The following is a 19403-nucleotide window of genomic DNA, read 5'->3' as shown; positions in this document are numbered from 1 at the left end:
TTGACTTAGGTCAGGTGCCTGAAAATTTGCACCTACCCGTCGGCCTCATCCATCAATCCACGCAGCCACCGACCGGCCAGCCATGCCGCAGGAATACCCAGTGGAATCGACCAGAGGATTGCAGGCACCGGTTCGATTGCGCCGAACCCGACGCTGTGCAGGATAAGCCCGAGCAAAAACAGGTTGATGGCCACGGTCAACGCCGTGGCCGGATACAGCAGAATGGCCAGTTTCCAAACTGGCCATTTCCCCTCAGTGGCTGGTTCCTTCCGAGAAGGTGATCTTGTTCCAGACATTGTATTTCCCCGAAGGTTTGCGCATCGGCAGGCGGCGAATTTCCTCCAGCGTCTGCGCGTCATAGACGATCACCGCGCCGTCATCTTCCCAGATTGAAACCAGCGCGTGGCTGCCATCTCTGGTGAACTCGACATGGGCCACGGTCTTGCCCGGTGCAGGGCGCAGGGTCTTTACGATTTCAAGGCTTTGCTTGTCGATGACGTGCATCGCGTCCTTGTTGGGGCCAAAGAAAACATCGGCCCAGACATAAGGCGAATTCTCATGGCTGCGCATGAAGAACCCGGGCCCTTCGGTCTTGATCCGTTTGACGGTTTCCCAGCTTTCCATGTCGATCACCGACACGGCGCCGTCTGTCAGGTGCGGCGTAGCCATCACGGTCGTATCGCCGTGTTTCCATGTGATCCCCGAGCCCAGATGCGGCATTCCGGGCAAATCCAAATCGGCCACCTTGTGCCCGATCACCAGATCAATCACTTGCCCGCCCTTGCCATCGCGGGACGCCCCCATGACATATTCATAACTCTGGTCGAAAAAGAAATCGTCCAGATAGTCAGCTGTGGTGATCTTGCGCACAGGGAATGGATCAGGGTTCTTGAACTGGCCTTCGATGCGGAAATCATGACCAAGCCCGGATTGCGGGGGATTGGCGCCGTAGAACACTTCCCAAATCTCGGGCACATCCTTCAGCGCCAGAACAAAGCTTTCCCGCGGAGGGGCCTGGTAGACTGCAGAGACGCGGCTGGGCAGGCCCTTCTTGCTTTTGACCTCGATGACCTTTGCGACGGAAAGGTCTTCGGTGGACAACACCGTCAGGCTGTTGGGCAGGTAGTTCGCCACGGCCACCCATTTGCCATCGCCCGACATGGCGATGTTGCGGCTGTTCAGGCCGGCACGCACGCGGCCCACCTGTTTCAGCGCCCAAATGTCGTACTTCTGGACCCAGCCATCGCGCGACATGATGAAGACATACCGCCCATCCGGGCTGAACTTGGGGCCGCCATGCACGGCGAAGGGGGTTTCGAACCGGTCCAAAACCTCGAACGTGTCGCCGTCCAGAACGCTGACATGGTGATCGCCGGTTTCCACAACCAAGGTGATGTTCATCGGGTCGCTGTCCCAGACGGGCGCATCCACCGGCACATATTCCTCGTCCAGCGTCCGGCTGGCCAATATCTGGGCCTCGCCCCATTCGGGGTCGGATTCCAACGGCGATTTCAACCAACCGGCCAGCTCTTCGATTTGCAGAGCATCCAGCTCGTGCGAGAAGGCCGGCATTTGTGTCGCCGCGCGCCCTTCCGCGATTACCGCAGCGACCCGGGGACCCCGCATGCGTTTGAGCGTTTCAGGGATCAGCGCGGGGCCAACCCCGCCCAGACGGTTCTCGCCGTGGCATGAGGCGCAATGTTCAGCGTAATCCGATTGGGCATCCGCCCAGGCGGTGCCCGCCAGCAACACCGAGCACAACGTACCGAATGTGAGTGTCTTAAAAGAACTGATGCGCCGGATCATGGCTTTTCCCCCGAAACGGTGTGACCTGAAGGCGTTCCCCTGCGTCATCCACACCGATTTCCTGGTTGGACAGGTAACAGGCCGGATCCTCGGCCCACGGATCACCGGTCAATTGCAGGGCGCGGATGCGGGTATTGCCGCCGCACACGTCCTTGAGTTCGCAGGCTCCGCAGCGCCCCTTCAGCGGGCGTGGGCGGGTGCGGAGCATGGCAAGCATCGGATCATCGCCGGTCCAGAGTTCGGAAAACGATTTGGTCTTTACGTTGCCCACCGTGTAGTCAGACCAGTAAGTGTCCGGATGGACCCGGCCGAGATTGTCGATATTGGCAACGCCCAAGCCACTTGAGTTTCCACCCCACGCAGCCAGGTGCGCGCGCACATGTGCAGCCTTTTCGGCGTCGAAATGCGTGCGAATCCAGTTCAGGAAATATCCGGCATCAGCGTCGTTGTTCCCGGTCACGATATCCAGCGGACGGCCGCCCGATGCGGCTTCCCAGGCGCGTTCCAGCAACAGATCCAGGCCCTTGCGCGTGCGCTGATGCGCGGCATCTTCGCCCCGGTTCTTGTCGCCGCGCCCCGCATAGACAAGATGCGACAGGTAGAATTTGTCGACACCTTCATCATCACAAAGGCTCAGCAAGTCAGGCAAGTGATGTTGCGTGCCTTCGGTCAGGCAGAACCGCAGGCCAACCTTGATGCCGCGCTTTTTACACTCTCGCACGCCGCGCAGGGCGTCCGCAAAAGCGCCCTCGACGCCGCGAAACCAGTCATTCGTCGCTCCGATCCCGTCCAGCGAAATGCCGACATAGTTGAAGCCTACATCCGCGATCATATCGGCGGTTTCGTCATAGATCCGGGTTCCGTTGGTCGACAAGGCCAGCATTGGCACCAGATCACGGGCGCGTTTTGCAATGTCGAAGAAATCGAACCGGTCCAGCGGTTCCCCACCCGAGAGGATCAGGGCCGGGACGCGAAACTGGCCCAGATCCTCAAGGGTTACCATGGCTTGCTCATGGCTGAGCTCACCTGGGAACGCGACATCCGCCGAGACGGTGTAGCAATGGCGGCACTTCAGGTTGCAGCGCCTCGTCAAGTTCCAGATCACAACCGGCTTTACCGGACCGGGGCGCCGTTTGCGCACCGGTGTCGGCTTGACCAGCTGATGCATGTATTCGGTCAGGCGGAACATGTTTCAGCCTTTCTGTTTCAGGCGCAGCCCGGTCTTTTTCAGGATGCGCGTGGAATAGAGGATGTCGCTGCCGCAGCAGGCCGATCCCAGAATCGCGGCAATCTGGCCGCGTTTATCTTCGACCTCATCGCGCGAGCTGCCGTGGACCATGGCGAACAGGTTGTAGGGCCAGTCGGGCAGGGCGCGGGGCCGTTCATAGCAATGGGTGACGAAAGGCAGTGCCCCGATATGAGCGCCCAGTTCGGTGATCAGGTCATCCTGCACGTCCCAGACGGTCATGCCGTTCGACGTCATGCCCAGCTTGTAATGGTTGGGGGCTGCCGCGATCCGTCGGATCACCCCGCGCGCCTTCAGCGCGGCCAGCCGGTCCAGCAGGGTGGCCTCGCTCAGGCCCAGATCGGCAGCGACCTGCGCATAGGGCGCGACCACCAAGGGCAGTCCACCCTGGAGCGACTCGATAATCTGTCTGTCTGTTGCGTCGATCATGCCGCCACCCGGAAGCCGATGAAAAATTCCTGAAGTTTGGGGAAACGGAGAACACGGATCCCCGTTTCCCGTTCGATGGCATCGGCGGTGGCCTCGATCCCCTCGGGCGTTTCGGTGGCCAGCACGAACCACATGTTCAGCCGATGCGTGCGTTCATAATTATGTGCCACTTCGGGATGTGCATTGACTTTGGTCAGGACGGTTTCGAATTCTTCGTCTGGAACGGCCATTGCGCAAAGGCAGAAAGCCCCACCCATGGCCGCGGCGTCAAAAAACGGACCGAACCGCGTGATGACGCGGTCATTTTTCATGCGGCTCAGACGCGACAGCAATTCCGCCTCGGACAGGCCAAGCTCTGTGGCGACGGTTGCGTAAGGGCGCGAAGTAAGCGGCAGATCCTCTTGCATACGATTCAGGATCGCTCGATCCGTTTGGTCCAGCGTCATGCGGCGACCTCCTTTGCCTGAATCAGCGCGCCGGTCTGTTTGAAACAGCGGGTTGAGAACAGGACCTTGTTCCGTGCGCCGGCCAATTCGGGCAATGCAATCGCACCCGCCAGAACATCCAAAGCCTCATTGCGTGTACGGGCGTGGATCATGGAATACAGGCGATATGGCCAGACATCGGGAACCGGATTACGCTCATAACACAGGGTCACCCCCGGGAAGGCGGCCAAAGCCGGACCGGCGGTTTCAATCTGTTCTGCCGGCAGGTCCCAGACCACCATCGCATTGGCCGACCAGCCAAGCGCCCGGTGACGCACAATGACGCCGAGTCGCGAGATTATTCCGGCGGCATGCAGGGCTTCGACCCGCTCCATCACGTCGGTCACATCCCGTTTCAGCGAACGAGCCAGAGCGGCATAGGGTTCTGAGACCAAAGACAGCCCGGAACTCAGAGACTGTAGCAGGCAGCGATCGCCCTCGCGCATGACGGATGCATCGACCTTTCGCGCCGTAGGTACGTTTTTGACTCCGCCAGTCATGCGAAAACCAAGATCCACGTTGAAAGGGCGTACCAGCCGCAGGTCCAGCACCTGCAATCCGGTGGATCGACTGATCCGCGCCAGAGTATCGTTGACATGCGTGCGGTCCGGTCCGGTCGCAACAAACCACAGGTTCCACGCGTCTTCGCGTTGATAATTGTGATTCACGCCGGGTTCGGCATCGATCAGGGCGGCAACCTCCTCCAACCGATCTTCCGGAGCCGCCACGGCAGCCAGGGTGCTGGCCGTCACCGCGCCGGGTGTGATGGTGGCGCCAACCCGTGTAATACGGCCCGTGGCGCGCATCCGGGACAAGCGATGAATGACTTCTGCTTCGTCCAGCCCGAGTGCGTTACCCAGCATCTGGAACGGTCTCTCGGTGATCGGGAAGTCGCGCTGAAATTCGTCCAGCAGGCGACGGTCGATCGGGTCCGTGATATGTCGCATCGTTTACAGCCCCGTTCTGTGCGCACGGGCGGTGAAGAAGATGCCAGACGGGCTGTCGGCGTCGATCTCGCGCAGTTTTTCAAAACTGTGCGTGTCGTAGACCATGACCTTGTTGGCGTCGCGCACGCTGATCCAGACTTCATGCCCGCGCGGCGTGAACTCCATGTGCAAGACTGCGGGGCCGGGCTTGAATTCGTGGATGATCTGTTTGCTGACACTGTCGATCACCTGAATAGTGTCATTCAGCGGGTGGGCGAAATTCACCCAGACCTGCCGTCCATCGGGGCGGGCCATGGCAAAGACCGGTTGCCCGTGGGTTTTGGTCCGTCCCGTTTCGGTCAGAGTGTCGGCGTCGATCCACAGAACCTCGTGATGGCCGACAGCGGGCAAAACGAACTCTCGGCCCGTCAGCGCCCAGCCTTCCAGATGAGGCATCTTGTAGACCGGCATTTCTTCCTGACCACGCCCGTAATCGGGAAGAACCCGGATCGGTTCGGGTGTTTCGGCCCACAGATCCAGCGCGGTCAGGCCGTCCTCGCCAAACAGACCGGTGATATAGGTGCGGCCATTGGCAGTGATCAGCGCGTCATAGGGGTTCTTGCCCATGTCTGGGATCTTGGTGATCTCTGGTGTGCCTTTTGCGAAATCGGCAATCCAGGTTTCCCCAGTGTCCCACATCGTGAAAACGAACCGCCGACCCGGCGCATCGACCAGGCCGATGGTTTTGCTGTCGGTCGGGATGTCAGCGACCATCTCAAGCGTGTCCGCATTAAACACACGCACGCCGCCGGGTTCGTAATTCGACACGGCCACAAGCTTGCCATCGTCCGAAATCGCCCCGCCGATGGCGTTGCCGGCCTGCACGACGCGGTTCACGATCTGGCGGGTCACGATGTCGATCTTGGTCAGCCCGCCGTCGCGGCCAAACACATAGGCAAACCGTTCATCAGGCGAATAGACCAAAGACGCATGCGACAGATCACCCAATCCCTCGATCCGGGCCAGAGCTGCACGGTCGGATTGATCCACAAGAAGCACCGAGCCCTTGGCGCGTTCGATGACCAGACCAAGGTCGCCTGTCGCGGTCGGTTCAGCCTGCGCTGTGGTGATCATCAATGTGGCTGCAAGGCCAAGAATGAAATGTTTCATTGTGCCTCCTGTTCCAGCAGGTAACGGGCGATCCATTCGGCCTCTTCTTCACTGATCAGGGGCCGCCATGGGGGCATCGCGGTGTCGGGGATGCCGTCAAGGATGACGCTGGTCAAAACATCCGCGTCGTAATGTTCAAGTGTCTCACTGCGCAGATCGGGACCAAGACCGCCTTTCAAGGACAGGCCGTGACAGGAACCGCAATCCTGATGCACAAGTCTTTTCAGGGTATCGGGATCGATGACATCCGCCGCGAAAGCAGAGGTCGCGGCCAGAACGGCAATGGTCAGACAGGTTCGCGCCGCCCACCCCGAGCGCCCCGGCGATCTGTCGGTGCATGTTTGGACAATCCCCTGATCTCGTCTTCCCAGCTTAGCCATGGGCCTGTTCCAGAAGCTCGGCCACAGGCCGTTCGGCATAAAGCGAAACCACCTTGCCAATGATAAACAGCGTCGGCGCCTTCAGGTCGGCCGCGCGAACATCAGTGGCCAGCTGGTCAAGCCGTGACACAAGACGACGCTCATCAGGTGTCGTGGCCTTGCCCACCGCCAGAACCGGCGTCGAGCCCGGCAGGTTTTCGGTCATCAACCCCATGGCGATCTGACCGATATTGGCGACGCCCATGTAAACCACCAGTGTCGAGTCCGGATCGGCAAGACGTTTCCAGTCCAGATCCAGTACTTTGTCGGCCTGCCGATGCCCGGTGACATATTGAACCGAAGTCGCCAGCCCGCGATGGGTCAGCGGCACACCCGTCGAACAAGACGCCCCCTGGGCTGCCGTGATGCCCGGTGCGTATTCGACAGCGACACCGCGGGCCATCAGATAGGCAGCCTCTTCCGAGCCGCGACCAAAGATCATTGGGTCGCCGCCTTTCAGCCGGGCAACCGTGTGACCTGCGCTGGCTTCTTCAAGCAGTATTTCGTTGATGCGGTCCTGCGGAACGGTGTGGCATTTGGGGGCCTTGCCGACAGGGATCAGCCGGGCGCCTTCCGCATGCAAGTTCAGAATGTCGGCAGACACCAACCGGTCATAAACCACGACATCCGCTTCTTGCAGCATCCGCAGTGCGCGCAGGGTCATTAGCTCGGGGTCGCCGGGGCCTGCGCCAATCAGAAAAACCTTACCGCTCATGTGCAAACTCGCTTGGTCTGAAAGTCTTCGAGACCCGGGATCCCATGCATATCCGTTGCGTTTGCAAGACGTTGCTGGGTGGGCCGGGCGTGTCATGGGGGAAGATTGGCCCAATCGAAAACCAACCTCCTTGACATAAGTTAAGGAGCGCGGGATTTGCGCCCGCGCTCCTTCATCTTGCCTGTATTGTGCCTTGTTTCAGGGTTCGACGGTGATCATTCCGATCATGTTCTGTGTCTCCCAATGCGGGCCGCACAGATAGTCCTGTGGGCCGGGCGTGAGAAAGGTCAGTTCAACCGATTCCTCGGGGAACAGCCGATCACTTTCAGGTTGGCTGCCATCCTTCAACAGAACGGAATGGCTGGTGCGTTTGTCGACATTCACCCATCGGACAGTTGTGCCTGCCTTCACCGTCAATTCGGATGGGCAAAAATTGTATTTGTACATCAGCACCACTTCGGCGTCTTCGACGGCCGACGAAGGCTGACCGAACAACTCGACATAGCGCTCTTCGGCCTCGGCACAGATTTCGGCGGTTTCGTCCGCCCAGGCGGGCGCGGCCAGAAGCAGCAGCGCGGGAAGAAGGCGTAGGGGTTTCATGGTCCATGTCTCCTTTCCAAAAGTGGCCGGGGCCGGTTTACCCGGCCCCGATCCGTCATTGTTTGACTACGTTGATGAACGCGCTGTCATCATCCAGCGCCAGGCTGGTATTCAGCGTCACGTGGTGGAACCGTGCGGCGGTAAAATCGTCGTGGATGGCAAAGCCAACGGTATAGGTTTTGCCGGCCTCCAATGGCACATCACCGGGCGCGCCCGAATTCAGGGGGCGTGTAAACACCACGGTCCACATGCCACCGGACAGTTCGGCCGATGCGGCGATTTCACCATCATTGACCACGCGCTGTTCCAACAGATAGCCATTGGTGGCGCTTCCGTCGGCGTAGACACGCATCAGGTCAAGATAGGTGCCGTCGGCCAGATACTGCTCGATCTGTTCCTCGGCCTTCAGCTTGTCCCAGCCCCCCAAGGCCTTGCCGCGGCGACCTTTGATCTCAACATCCGTGCGGCTTTCGCTGATGTACTTGGTAACGGTGTCCGTGGCATTGAGGCGACCGGCAACATCCGCATTGGCGGCGATCGCATCCGCTTCGGGCGCAAAAGGCATATAGGTGTTGTCGGCGTGGCACGAAGCCCAGCATCCCACCTGATCGCCAAGCTCGATACCAGTGCCGGTAATCATCATGGCAACCTTGATCTGGTTGTCCGGGTCCATCTTGCCGCCATCGACGAACGGGGCAGGGTTGTGACCCGCGTCCGGCCATTGCAGGCGAATGTACAGGTTTTCGTCGTCATGCGCCGCCTGAACGGTTGCGTCGATGACACCGCGTTTGCCCGGAATCGGGGTTGGCTCAAGATCTCCACCCGCAACGATCTTGTTGCCGATGGTGTCCAGTTCCTTGGCGTGACAGGTGGTGCACTGATCCCCGCCTTTGGTCAGGGGGCGCGCGCCACCATGGAACTTGCCATTCTGGACCCATTCAAACGAGGCCTGACCAGGGTAGAAGAGTTTCAGATCCGCCGCGGCCACTGCGTTCCAGTCGATGTTGGACCCAACGTCGCTTGCTCCGCCAGAGGGCGCCGCGGCGTCTTCACCGGAGGTTTTTGCGCGTTCTTCCTCTAAAGCAGCGTCAACAGCCGCTGCGATCTGGGCTTGAACGGCCTCTTGCTGAGCCTTTTTGGCGGCTTTTTCTGCTTCTGCTTCAGCGGCCTCTTTGGCTTCGATCTTTTCGAGACTGGCCAGATATTCCGGAGGGATGGGCCGGATGAAGTCCGGGTTCGGTGCTTCAAGCTTTTCCAGATACTCTTCGTCCGCCCGGTCGCGTGCATCCGAGTGTGCAATCCCCTTGTGGCAGTCGATACAGGTTTGTCCTACAGTCATCGCATTGAGGTGCTGCTGACGGGCGCGTGGTTTCTGGAATTCGGGCATCATCGATTCGAAATCGTGACAGTTACGGCATTCGCGCGAGTCTGTGGCCTTCATCCGCTCCCATTCGTTCATGGCCAAATGTACACGTTTGGCCTCGAACTTTTCACGGGTGTTGATGGTACCGACCATCTTGCCATACAGCTCTTTGGACGCCTTGATCTTACGGATCATCTTATGGGTCCAGTCTTTGGGCACGTGGCAGTCGGAACAGACAGCCCCCACGCCCGACCGGTTCACGTCATGGATCGTGCCGGTGTATTCTTCGTAAACAAAATCTCGCATCTCGTGACATGAGATACAGAATTCCTTGGTGTTTGTGGCTTCCATTGCGGTGTTGAACCCGCCCCAGAAGATGATGCCGGCGGCAAAGGCCCCGGCGATACCGGCCACAGGCATTCCCCATAGGAAATACCGGCGCCAGATCGGTTTTTTCTTTTCCGGTTCGGAGGTCATATCCGGGCTCCGTTTTGGCTGTATTGTCTGGCCCTTGGTGGCAGGCCGGTGAGTTTGGCTGATGACTCAAACAAGGAAAGGGCGGGCGAGGGGCCCGCCCTTTCCTGTAGTCGTCCTGACCTCGTCAGGTGACGTGGTTCGACCGGTTGTAGACGTTGAACTTGCCGGTCGGGGCGTAAAGCCCCTCAATCCGACCGATTTCTTCCAGCGTCTTCGCGTCGAAGATCACGATCTGACCGTTGGGTTCCTTCGAGTCCGACAGGTTCCACTTAGAGACCCAGACCTCGGTGCCATCCGCGTTGAATTCGAAGTGAACAGCGGCGCTGCCTTCGTCTTCGGTGATCTGGATGGTTTTCACGATCTCACCGGTCTCTTTCGAGATGACCTGCACAGATTGCTGAATCTCAGGCTCCGGGTGCTTGGTCTGGTCAGCCCAGATGTAGTCCGAATTCGGGTGGGTGCGGACAAACAGGCCGGGGCCGTCGGTTTCCACTTCGTAGCAGATCTTCCAGGCATCATCCGGACGGTTTTCAGGATCGTTCCCCCAGACAGTCACGGTGCCAACGCCAAGGTGGGTTGTACCAGCGACAGGGCCACAGTTCGGGTCGACCCAGTTGGCGCCCGGACCAGGGTGCGGCAGCGCGGCTGTGTCGATCATCGCCTCAAGCTTGTGGGTTTCGGTATCGACAACCACCATCTTGTTCGACGCGTTTGCAGCGATCTGGAAGTAACGGCCTGTCGGATCGAAGAACCCGTCATGCAGGAACTTGGCGCTGTCGATCTTGTCGATCCGAAGGTTGTCTAGATCGGTGTAATCGACCTGCCACAGCTGTCCCAGTTCTTTCACTGCAACGATCCAGGTGGGTTCGTTCGGAGTGGTGTAGATGGCAGCCACCCGGGCTTCTTCCACATACTCGCCGTCAACGTTCACGCCGCGGGTCGATACGACCTTGACCGGTTCCATGGTCTGGGCATCAACGATTGCAAAGTGCGGCGGCCAGTAGCCACCACCGATGACGTATTTACCATCGCCGGAAACGGCGACGTCACGGGCGTCATATGCAATCTTGACTTCGGATACCAACATCTTGTCCGGCGTCTGCCAAAGGTCGATCTTGGTCATCTTGCCGTCGCGACCCATGGTGTACCAGAACCGGCCAGGCTGTTCAGGCTCTTCCAGCGAGTGGTGCTCGGATGCTTTCAGAACGTGCACTGCATAGCCGGTGGGGATGTGCGTCAGCACTTCTTTGGTGTCGCCGTCGATCACGGCCACCTTGCCGACGTCACGTTCGATGACGACAAAGAAGTTTTCCCAGTTGCGGCCGTGCAGCGGCTCGGTCGGATAGTCCTCTTCTTCGACATAGACCTTACGCGTCGCCATCATCTGTTCCAGCGACATTTCAGGTGGTTTTGGCGGCTCCATCATGATGTAGGTCGCCATATCCTTGATTTCCTGCTCGGTCATGATGTCCGAGAAGTTGTTCATGCCGCCTTCGGTACCCCAGGCGATAATCTTTTCAAGACGTTCCTGCCCCAGTTGGAGGGTGCCGCCTTCTGTTACTGTGCCGTCGGCGGCGGTCTTTTTCCAATGCGGTTCCAGGTTTTTACCCGTGGCACCTTTGCGCAAGACGCCGTGGCAGCCTGCGCATTGTTCGAAATAGAGCTGTTTAGACGATTCAAAGGCTTCTTCGCTCAAAGTTGGCTCTTCGGCGAAAGTCGGAGCAGCGACGCTGCCCAACAACATTGCCAATCCGACCCCGAAGGCGCGGCCGGGTTTGTTGTAGCTGATTCCAAGTGACATGATCACTCTCCATATGCGTGGTGAGGCGGTGTCGAGAGTGAAACATCACGTGGATGTCATCCTTGACCAAAGTCAACGGGAAGGGCGCAGACCAGGCACTTTGGACAGAAAACACGGATCAAAACCCCCAATAAAACTTGTGTTTTTCACACATGTTTAAGCCCGGTCTTGATTTTGGTTAAGGGCGCCGGGTCTTGTGGGCACTACACATTGTTCAACGGCGGAAAAAGCTATGGAGAGCAGGCATGACAGCTGTAATCGCGCGTGTTTTCAGTGAAGGGTTCCGGGTCTTTTTTCTTTCGGCGGGTCTTTACGGTATGTTTGCAGGGGTCGCGTGGGGCGTATGGTTGGCGTCGCTCGACGGACTGATGCCCTATATGGACCAAAGCTATGCGATGCCCCCGGTGATGTGGCACGCGCATGAGATGATTTTTGGGTATGCAACGGCCGCCTTGGGGGGGTTTTTTCTGACCGCCGTGCCGAACTGGACCGGTGCGCCCGAGGCGCGGGCCCGTTTTATCACGCTTGTCGCATTGATCTGGATGGCCGGGCGTCTGGCGGTCTGGTTTTCCGGAGTGTTGCCACCCTTGTTCGTCGCTGTTGTGGACCTGATCTTTGTTCCCATTCTGGCGCTGAAGATTGCCAGTCAACTGGTTCGTCGACCCAAGCCCCAGAATATGGTGTTTCTGTATCTTCTGGTTCTGATGTTGGCCTCGAACGTTATGGTTCATTTGGAATGGATGGGGGTCACGGTGGATACGCTGAACACCGGTATTCGGGCCGGGCTTTTGACCTTGTGTTCGATGATCGCGATCCTGGGTGGCCGGATTACGCCGGCTTTTACACGCAATGCCATGAAAAGAGCGGGTCAACCCGAAGCATCGTGGCCGGTATCCGTGGCCAGGCTGGACAGGGCGACGATGATTCTGGCGCTGTTGCTGCCCCTGCTTGTGCTTGCACTTGATGTCGGGCTTGTTGCGGGGGCCGTTGCTTTGGTGATGGGCAGTATTCAACTGATGCGCATGGCGCGTTGGAGAACAGGCTGGGCCTTGCGTCAACCGATCCTGATCGCGCTGCATCTGGGTCTCGGGATGCTGGCGCTGGGTCTGATTCTCTGGGGGTTGGCTGCCATCGGGATGGGAAATGAGATCGGCGCGCTCCACGTTCTGGGCATTGGTTGCGTTGGCGGCATGACCCTTGCCGTAATGAGCCGCGCCGCCTTGGGCCACAGCGGTCGCCCCCTTGTCGCGCCAAAGCCCATGGCGATTGCCTATGGCTTGATGGCGGTTGCAGCGCTTGTGCGTTGGCTGGGATCCGACATGGCGGGAGGGTACATGACGGCGATGCTGACTGCGGATGGATTTTGGATCGCGGCAATGGGGCTGTATCTGTTTGCCATGTGGCCTGCCCTGACCGGCCCCCGCGCCGTGCAACAGTCCTGAAGTCTGTTCGGGCGGCGCTTATCGTTCAGCGATCAGCGGCCGCGCGTTCTTGATATGACGATGGACCAAGGCACGAGCGCGTTTCCCTTTTTCCGGTATCCGTCGTGCGGCCAGCGGAACGTAATTGCACTGATCCAATTCAGGGAACAATTCAAGAATTTCCGCCCGTGCGTCCGGGTGAACACTGGACAAGGCCTGCGCGCCGGTAAGCAGGCTTTCGGAGGGTGCGCCTTCCGCATAGATGATTTCGTGACGGTCGAACAAAAGATGGACATAGGTCACAGCACGAGTGTCATCAGCGATTGAAATGCCGGGCACGCCGACAAGAATGTGAGCAGGAACAAGAACCTCTTCGGCGTCGAACATTCTGACGGCAATCGGCGACCGGACCAACATACGGTGTTGCGGTGACACGAAAAGATCACGCTGGGGCAAGTGATCACCCAGTGAACCGGCTTGGATCCGGATGGGCTTCAGCCTGGGACGGGCGCGAAGCGCTGCTTGGTCCAGATGCCGCGTGCCGATCCAGCGTATGTGTTGCAGTCCGTTGTCCGCGGTGACGACCGCGTTACCCACCTTCAAATCCTCGATAGTCCTCGGACCTTTTGGAGTCATTATCAATGTTCCGGCTACGAAGCACGGCACGTCAATGATAGTAGTCGGATCTGTTGTGTCAGGAGCATTGGTCGGCGTAACATTCACGATGTTCATCGAGTATGTCGTGCCGGGCACAAGGGGTTCAGAGGTTATGTAACCACCCAAAGTTCCGGCAACTTCCACACGATAAACTGTAATCGTACCCCCGCCTGGTTTGGACAGAATATAGGATTCTTCCAGGTAAATTGGGCCACTAAGAAAGGTGGTCGAGCCATCAAGGGTGGTGATGGTGCCGGTCTGCGTCAGATCATCGCCGTCTTCGTTGTCGAAGCGATCACCGTTGAAAACATCGCCAGTATCGACAATGGGTGGTCCGCCGCCGTTTTGAATAAATCCACCGGCTGCGTCTGTCACGCTGAACAAACGACGATCCGTGTCAGGATCAAAATTGACATCCAATGTAACCGTATCCGGCCCAATCGTATTCACCGTGATTACGCCGGGCGTATAACCGATATAGGAATAGTTTGCCATTTTAACCCATCACTCTTTGACGCGGAATTTACACTTGTTCTCTCAAGCGCTTGGATAGCTCTGCCATACTAAAATGTCGACGCGACATTCCTCACGATTGGTTCAGATATCAAGGCGAACCCCAGGCTTTTTCGTGGTTCTTGCTGTTTGTCAGGCATCTGACCTCGTTCCAGAGCATACTTGAGAAGTCTTGACTTTCGTTAAGGCACTGCCGCGTCCCGCCCGTCATGTTGCTGACACTAGCTAATCTGCGCAAAGGAGAGCGCAATGCGAGACGTCATGACAAAGAGCATGGCCCGCAATATTTTTTATGGCGGGTCACTGTTCTTCATTCTTATCTTTCTGGCCCTTTCGGCCCATTCCCACTGGTATATCGTCAATTCCGAAAATGCCGCAAAGCTGGATGACAGTGTGGTCCGGGGCAAGCATGTCTGGGAAAAACACGCGTGTGTAAACTGTCATTCGATTCTGGGTGAAGGGGCTTACTTTGCTCCGGAAGTCGGCAACGTGATGACCCGCTGGGGCGTGCTGGACGACCCGGAATCAGCCTTTGAATCCCTCAAGGGCTGGATGGAAGCACAACCGACCGGCATTCCCGGTCGTCGGCAAATGCCCAATTTCAACCTCAGCGACGAAGAACTCCGTGACCTGACCAACTTCCTGATCTGGACGGACAACATCGACGCGCAGGGCTGGCCGCCCAACGAGGCAGGCTGAGAAAGGGAACGAAACAATGAAATACGAATCCCAAAAAATCGCCTATGCCTACTTTGCGGTAGCCATGGCGTTGTTCGCGATACAGGTGATCGGCGGCCTTCTGGCCGGTTTCATCTATGTATTCCCCAATTTCCTGAGTGAGCTTCTGCCGTTCAACATCGTGCGGATGCTGCACACCAACTCTCTGATCGTCTGGCTGATCCTGGGTTTCTTTGGCGCGGCCTACTTCCTGATCCCGGAAGAAGCCGAGCGCGAGATCCACTCGCCCAAGCTGGCCTATCTGCAACTGATCATCCTTGTTGTCGGCACATTGGGCGTGGTCGTCACCTATGTCTTCAACCTGTTCGAAGGCAACTGGCTGCTGGGCAAAGAGGGGCGTGAGTTCCTGGAACAGCCCAAATGGGTCAAGGCCGGTATCGTCGTGGCTGCATTGATCTTCCTTTACAACGTGTCGATGACCGTTCTGAAAGGCAAGAAGACAGCCATTACCAACATCCTGCTTCTGGGCCTTTGGGGTCTGGCGCTGCTGTTCCTGTTCGCCTTCTACAACCCGGGCAACCTGTCGCTGGACAAGCAATACTGGTGGTATGTCGTCCACCTGTGGGTCGAAGGTGTGTGGGAACTGATCATGGCCTCGATCCTGGCCTATCTGATGCTCAAGCTGACCGGTGTGGACCGTGAGGTAGTCGAAAAATGGCTATACGTCATCGTCGCCGCTGCGCTGTTCTCGGGCATCCTTGGCACAGGTCACCACTATTACTGGATCGGTACGCCTGCATACTGGCAGTGGATCGGTTCGATCTTCTCGAGCCTCGAGGTGATCCCGTTCTTTGCGATGATGGCCTTTGCCTTCGTCATGGTCTGGAAAGGCCGTCGTGACCACCCCAACAAGGCCGCGCTGCTGTGGTCGCTGGGCTGTGCTACGCTTGCGTTCTTCGGTGCCGGTGTCTGGGGCTTCCTGCACACGCTGCACGGGGTGAACTACTATACCCACGGCACGCAGATCACCGCAGCCCACGGTCACCTGGCCTTCTATGGCGCCTATGTCTGCCTCAACCTGGCGATCTTCAGCTATGCGATGCCGATCCTGAAGAACCGTGATCCCTACAATCAGGTTCTGAACATGGGCTCGTTCTGGCTGATGACCAGCGGCATGGTCTTCATGACCTTCGTGTTGACCTTCGGCGGCACCGTGCAGACACATATGCAGCGCGTGGTCGGAGACTACTTCATGGACGTACAGGACCAGATCGCGATCTTCTACTGGATGCGTCTTGGCTCTGGTCTGGTCGTTGTCCTCGGGGCGCTGCTGTTCATCTATTCGATCTGGGTTCCCCGCAAAGAGGTCATCGAACCCGGCGCGGCTGAAACCCCTGCGGAGTGATGGATATGGATGGCTCCATGAACCTGAAAGAGGGGGCGGCAAACGCCCCCTTCTACCTGCCCCAGGGCGATGAGTGCGACGTCTTCAACGCCGCTTACAAAAACGACCTGCCGGTTCTGCTGAAAGGCCCGACGGGTTGCGGCAAGACCCGGTTTGTCGCCCATATGGCCGCGAAGCTTGGCCGCCCGCTTTATACAGTGGCCTGCCACGACGATCTTGCTGCCGCCGACCTGATCGGGCGCTATCTGCTGAAGGGCGGCGAAACCGTCTGGGTCGATGGCCCCCTGACCCGCGCGGTGCGCGAAGGTGCGATCTGCTATCTCGACGAGGTGGTCGAGGCCCGCAAGGACGTGACCGTGGTGCTGCACCCGCTGACCGACGATCGGCGCATCCTGCCGATCGACCGCACCGGGGAAGAGCTTGAGGCCGCGCCCGGTTTCATGCTGGTGGCGTCCTACAACCCCGGCTATCAGAACATCCTGAAAACCCTGAAACCTTCGACCCGCCAACGGTTCATCTCGTTGGAGTTCGACTTTCCCTCGCCTCAGATGGAAGCCGAAGTGGTCGCGCAGGAAAGCGGCCTGCCGCTGGAACGCTGTAAGCCGCTGGTGCGGTTGGCGGGCAAGCTGCGCGGGCTCAAGGGTCAGGACCTCGAGGAAGGCGTGTCCACCCGGCTGGTCGTCTATGCTGCGACGCTGATCGCGCAGGGCATGTCCACCGACCGCGCCATCCTTGCCGCCATGATCGAACCTCTGACCGATGACGAGGATATCAAACGCGGGCTCCTCGATCTTGTCACCGCCGTCTTTGGGTGAGGCCGGCGATGGTCAGGATCGACTTTGAGCCATGGGAACCCGAAGAAACCATCGGGAAACTGTGGCACACCCTTGCCAGCCGCCTCGATGCACCCCAGGTGCATGTTGGAGCCGCGGTCGACCTTTCCGAGGTCGCGGGGCGGCTGGCAGTCCTCTTTCGGGGGCTTGGGGGTAGTCCGGGCGTTGAATTGCGCCCGGTCTCACCCGAGGTTTCGCGCCACCGCCTGAGTTGGCGCCGCAAACTTGCAACCGAAGTGGAATTGATGCCGCGCGCCTCGTTCGACGGAGAGATTTTGCGTCTGCCCGACCGTCTGGCAGTATTCCCCGCGCGCGAGGCAAACGGCGCGCTCTATGTCTGGTTGGCCGCCGCCGCGGCCCATGCCGGAACCCGAATTGACGAAGAAGATCCTCTGCGTGCCGACCTGCGTGCCTTGATCGCCGCCCGGCATATGGTCGAGGCGACTCTGGACGATGCGCCAGGCTTGCGTCCGCTGTATACCGAGCTGTGCAAGGGTGTGCTGTATCAGCGCGACATCCCCAGCCTGCCGCCTGCCGAGGCCGCGGTCGAAGAACTGATCCGTCATATGCTGGGCGATCCCAAGCCCCTGTCGGATCAGGCCGAGCACCTTCTGGCACTTGACGACGACCTGATCGCCCCGCGCGGCTATCAGCCGTTGCGCCCGGTTCCCCTGTGGCCGGAGTTGCGCGCAGTTGGGTTCTCGGAACACAACGAGGTTGAAAACCCCGATACCGAAGGCCCGCCAGAGGAATCCGGCGAAAAGACACACCGTGCCCGGCGCCGCAAATCGGATCAGGCCGAGCGCAGCGACAGTTTCATTCTGCACAAGTTCGAAGCCATCCTCAGTTGGGCCGAGTTTCTGAATATCAACCGCCGCATCGATGACGACGATCCCGACAACGCCAAGAAGGCGGCTGACGATCAGGAAGAGATCGGTCTTGGTCAGATCTCAAAGGCGCCGCCTACCAGGTTGAAGCTTCACCTTGATCTGGCGCCCGAAGACGTCAACCGCGAACGCCTGTCAGGCCGTATTCTATATCCCGAATGGGACGTGCGGACGGGTCAATACCTGCCGGATCATGTGAACGTTCTGCTTTCGGATGCCGATATCCGCGACGATGCTGCCGAGTTCGGCAAGGATCCGGCCACTGCGCGGCGCATTCGTGCCGTCAAGCGCCAATTCGAGGCACTGCGCCCGGGGCGCGTGATGACCCGGGGCCATCTGGACGGGGACCAGCTGGATATGGAAGCCGCCGTTCGGGCGCAGGTTGACCGCTGCGCAAATGGTGAAGGGACGGAACGCGTCTGGATGCAATCCCGCCCCGAGGCCCGCGATCTGGCGGTGTCGATCCTTCTGGATGTCAGCCGATCCACCGAAAGCGCGGTCACAGGCCGCGCCGTGATCGATATCGAACGCGAGGCGCTGGCGGCCTTGGCCTGGGGCCTGAATGCTTGCGGTGACGATTTCGCCATTCATGCGTTCAGCTCCCTCAAGCGTCAGCGCGTCTATGTGCAGCGTTGCAAACGGTTTGACGAACCGATGGGAACCAAAGTTGAACAGCGCATCGCGTCGCTGCGCCCCGGACATTATACAAGGTTGGGCGCGGCAATCCGACACTGTTCAGCAGATCTGGCCAGCCAGTCCCGCAAGCGCCGATTGCTGCTGGTCATTACCGACGGAAAGCCAAACGACCTAGATCACTACGAGGGGCGCCACGGCATCGAAGATACCTGCATGGCCATACGCGAGGCGCGCCGGGCCGGACAGTCGGTGTTCGGCGTTACCATCGATAAAACCGGCAAAAGCTGGTTTCCGCGCATGTTCGGGCAGGGCGGTTTCGCCGTCATTCCAGATCCGCATCGCCTGACCATGGCCCTGCCGCAGATCTATCGCCAGTTGGTCGGCGGATGAGTGATGCCCCTCTGATCGACGAACTGCCGGGCGAGTTCCTGATGTGGGTTCTGATCATTTCGGAACTGCTGGTCTTTGGCGCGGGGATGATCGCCTTCATGGGGGTACGTCTGACCGATCCGGCGGGCTTTGCCGAGGCGCAGTCGCATCTGCATCGCACGGGTGCGGCCTTGAACACGGCGGTATTGGTGACTTCCGGCTATCTGGCCGCACAGGCGTTGCATTGGCGGCGGAGCATGCAACGTTTGCGGGCCCGTTTGGCGTTGATCTTTGCCGCGCTTCTGGGTGTCGTGTTCCTGATCATCAAGGGTACGGAATACGCCGACAAGGCGTCTCAGGGGATAGGATACGAAACGCATCCATTCTTTCTGTTCTACTATATGCTGACCGGCTTTCATGCCGCGCATGTCCTCGCCGGGGTTGGAATTCTGTTGCTGGTGTCCTGGCGAGACGACCCCAGTAACGTCGAAGCGGGCGCGCAGTTCTGGCACATGGTGGACCTGGTCTGGATCATGCTGTTTCCAGTGATCTATCTGCTGGGATAGT

General features: G+C 58.9%; 19 protein-coding genes. 6 read left to right on the top strand and 13 right to left on the bottom strand.

Annotated features, from left to right (window positions below):
• Positions 1 to 32 precede the first annotated feature (32 nt).
• The 12 genes from ACR0I0_RS10540 to ACR0I0_RS10485 form a co-directional block, all read right to left on the bottom strand.
• Positions 33 to 296 (bottom strand): hypothetical protein, encoded by a 264-nt coding sequence (locus ACR0I0_RS10540; protein WP_171169778.1) that lies wholly within the window; start codon positions 294 to 296, stop codon positions 33 to 35.
• Positions 253 to 1806 carry a nitrite reductase gene (locus ACR0I0_RS10535; protein WP_171635881.1) on the bottom strand — a complete coding sequence of 518 codons (1554 nt, stop codon included), beginning with the start codon at positions 1804 to 1806 and terminating at the stop codon, positions 253 to 255. Before ACR0I0_RS10535 ends, ACR0I0_RS10540 begins: the two co-directional genes overlap by 44 nt.
• The gene (gene nirJ, locus ACR0I0_RS10530) at positions 1781 to 2995 is read right to left on the bottom strand and encodes a heme d1 biosynthesis radical SAM protein NirJ (RefSeq protein ID WP_171635883.1); all 1215 of its coding nucleotides are present in this window, start codon (positions 2993 to 2995) and stop codon (positions 1781 to 1783) included. The genes ACR0I0_RS10535 and nirJ overlap by 26 nt, the downstream gene beginning before the upstream one ends.
• 3 nt (positions 2996 to 2998) lie before the next feature.
• A complete protein-coding gene (ahbB, locus tag ACR0I0_RS10525) occupies positions 2999 to 3481 on the bottom strand; it encodes a siroheme decarboxylase subunit beta (RefSeq protein ID WP_171723688.1) in 483 nt (160 codons plus the stop codon).
• Positions 3478 to 3927: an Lrp/AsnC family transcriptional regulator gene (locus ACR0I0_RS10520; RefSeq protein ID WP_171635888.1), complete on the bottom strand. Its 450-nt coding sequence runs from the start codon at positions 3925 to 3927 to the stop codon at positions 3478 to 3480. The genes ahbB (ACR0I0_RS10525) and ACR0I0_RS10520 overlap by 4 nt, the downstream gene beginning before the upstream one ends.
• Complete coding sequence (ahbB, locus tag ACR0I0_RS10515; protein WP_171635890.1) at positions 3924 to 4913, bottom strand: siroheme decarboxylase subunit beta; 990 nt, start codon at positions 4911 to 4913, stop codon at positions 3924 to 3926. Before ahbB (ACR0I0_RS10515) ends, ACR0I0_RS10520 begins: the two co-directional genes overlap by 4 nt.
• Before the next feature lie 3 nt (positions 4914 to 4916).
• A complete protein-coding gene (locus tag ACR0I0_RS10510; RefSeq protein ID WP_209834039.1) occupies positions 4917 to 6062 on the bottom strand; it encodes a cytochrome D1 domain-containing protein in 1146 nt (381 codons plus the stop codon).
• Positions 6059 to 6442 carry a c-type cytochrome gene (locus tag ACR0I0_RS10505; protein ID WP_171723690.1) on the bottom strand — a complete coding sequence of 128 codons (384 nt, stop codon included), beginning with the start codon at positions 6440 to 6442 and terminating at the stop codon, positions 6059 to 6061. Before ACR0I0_RS10505 ends, ACR0I0_RS10510 begins: the two co-directional genes overlap by 4 nt.
• The gene (gene cobA, locus ACR0I0_RS10500) at positions 6435 to 7196 is read right to left on the bottom strand and encodes a uroporphyrinogen-III C-methyltransferase (protein ID WP_171228836.1); all 762 of its coding nucleotides are present in this window, start codon (positions 7194 to 7196) and stop codon (positions 6435 to 6437) included. Before cobA ends, ACR0I0_RS10505 begins: the two co-directional genes overlap by 8 nt.
• Before the next feature lie 198 nt (positions 7197 to 7394).
• Positions 7395 to 7796, bottom strand: a complete 402-nt coding sequence (locus tag ACR0I0_RS10495) for a cupredoxin domain-containing protein (RefSeq protein WP_171635896.1) — start codon at positions 7794 to 7796, stop codon at positions 7395 to 7397.
• Positions 7797 to 7851: 55 nt separating this feature from the next.
• On the bottom strand, positions 7852 to 9636 hold the full coding sequence (locus ACR0I0_RS10490; protein WP_480491320.1) for a NapC/NirT family cytochrome c: 1785 nt from the start codon (positions 9634 to 9636) through the stop codon (positions 7852 to 7854).
• 124 nt (positions 9637 to 9760) lie between these two features.
• A complete protein-coding gene (locus ACR0I0_RS10485; protein ID WP_171635900.1) occupies positions 9761 to 11437 on the bottom strand; it encodes a cytochrome D1 domain-containing protein in 1677 nt (558 codons plus the stop codon).
• A 245-nt stretch (positions 11438 to 11682) separates the two neighbouring features.
• On the opposite strand from ACR0I0_RS10485, the gene ACR0I0_RS10480 reads away from it, so the two are divergent.
• A complete protein-coding gene (locus tag ACR0I0_RS10480) occupies positions 11683 to 12879 on the top strand; it encodes an NnrS family protein (protein ID WP_480491319.1) in 1197 nt (398 codons plus the stop codon).
• 18 nt (positions 12880 to 12897) lie between these two features.
• Here ACR0I0_RS10480 and ACR0I0_RS10475 read toward each other — a convergent pair whose 3' ends face one another.
• Positions 12898 to 14010, bottom strand: a complete 1113-nt coding sequence (locus tag ACR0I0_RS10475; protein ID WP_253283265.1) for a Hint domain-containing protein — start codon at positions 14008 to 14010, stop codon at positions 12898 to 12900.
• Positions 14011 to 14277: 267 nt separating this feature from the next.
• On the opposite strand from ACR0I0_RS10475, the gene ACR0I0_RS10470 reads away from it, so the two are divergent.
• Genes ACR0I0_RS10470 through ACR0I0_RS10450 form a run of 5 tightly spaced genes read left to right on the top strand, consistent with a single transcriptional unit; the run spans position 14278 to position 19402 of the window.
• Positions 14278 to 14727: a c-type cytochrome gene (locus ACR0I0_RS10470; protein WP_152460362.1), complete on the top strand. Its 450-nt coding sequence runs from the start codon at positions 14278 to 14280 to the stop codon at positions 14725 to 14727.
• Positions 14728 to 14743: 16 nt separating this feature from the next.
• Positions 14744 to 16111, top strand: a complete 1368-nt coding sequence (locus ACR0I0_RS10465; RefSeq protein WP_152460361.1) for a cbb3-type cytochrome c oxidase subunit I — start codon at positions 14744 to 14746, stop codon at positions 16109 to 16111.
• 5 nt (positions 16112 to 16116) lie between these two features.
• Positions 16117 to 16926, top strand: a complete 810-nt coding sequence (locus tag ACR0I0_RS10460) for a CbbQ/NirQ/NorQ/GpvN family protein (protein ID WP_371732252.1) — start codon at positions 16117 to 16119, stop codon at positions 16924 to 16926.
• 8 nt (positions 16927 to 16934) lie between these two features.
• A complete protein-coding gene (locus ACR0I0_RS10455) occupies positions 16935 to 18857 on the top strand; it encodes a nitric oxide reductase activation protein NorD (RefSeq protein ID WP_480488975.1) in 1923 nt (640 codons plus the stop codon).
• On the top strand, positions 18854 to 19402 hold the full coding sequence (locus ACR0I0_RS10450; protein ID WP_480491317.1) for a cytochrome c oxidase subunit 3: 549 nt from the start codon (positions 18854 to 18856) through the stop codon (positions 19400 to 19402). The genes ACR0I0_RS10455 and ACR0I0_RS10450 overlap by 4 nt, the downstream gene beginning before the upstream one ends.
• Position 19403: the final 1 nt, after the last annotated feature.

Source organism: Ruegeria sp. AG6, assembly GCF_056541565.1.
The sequence above is the reverse complement of the archived record's forward strand: the minus strand, read 5'-3'. Positions and strand labels throughout refer to the sequence as shown.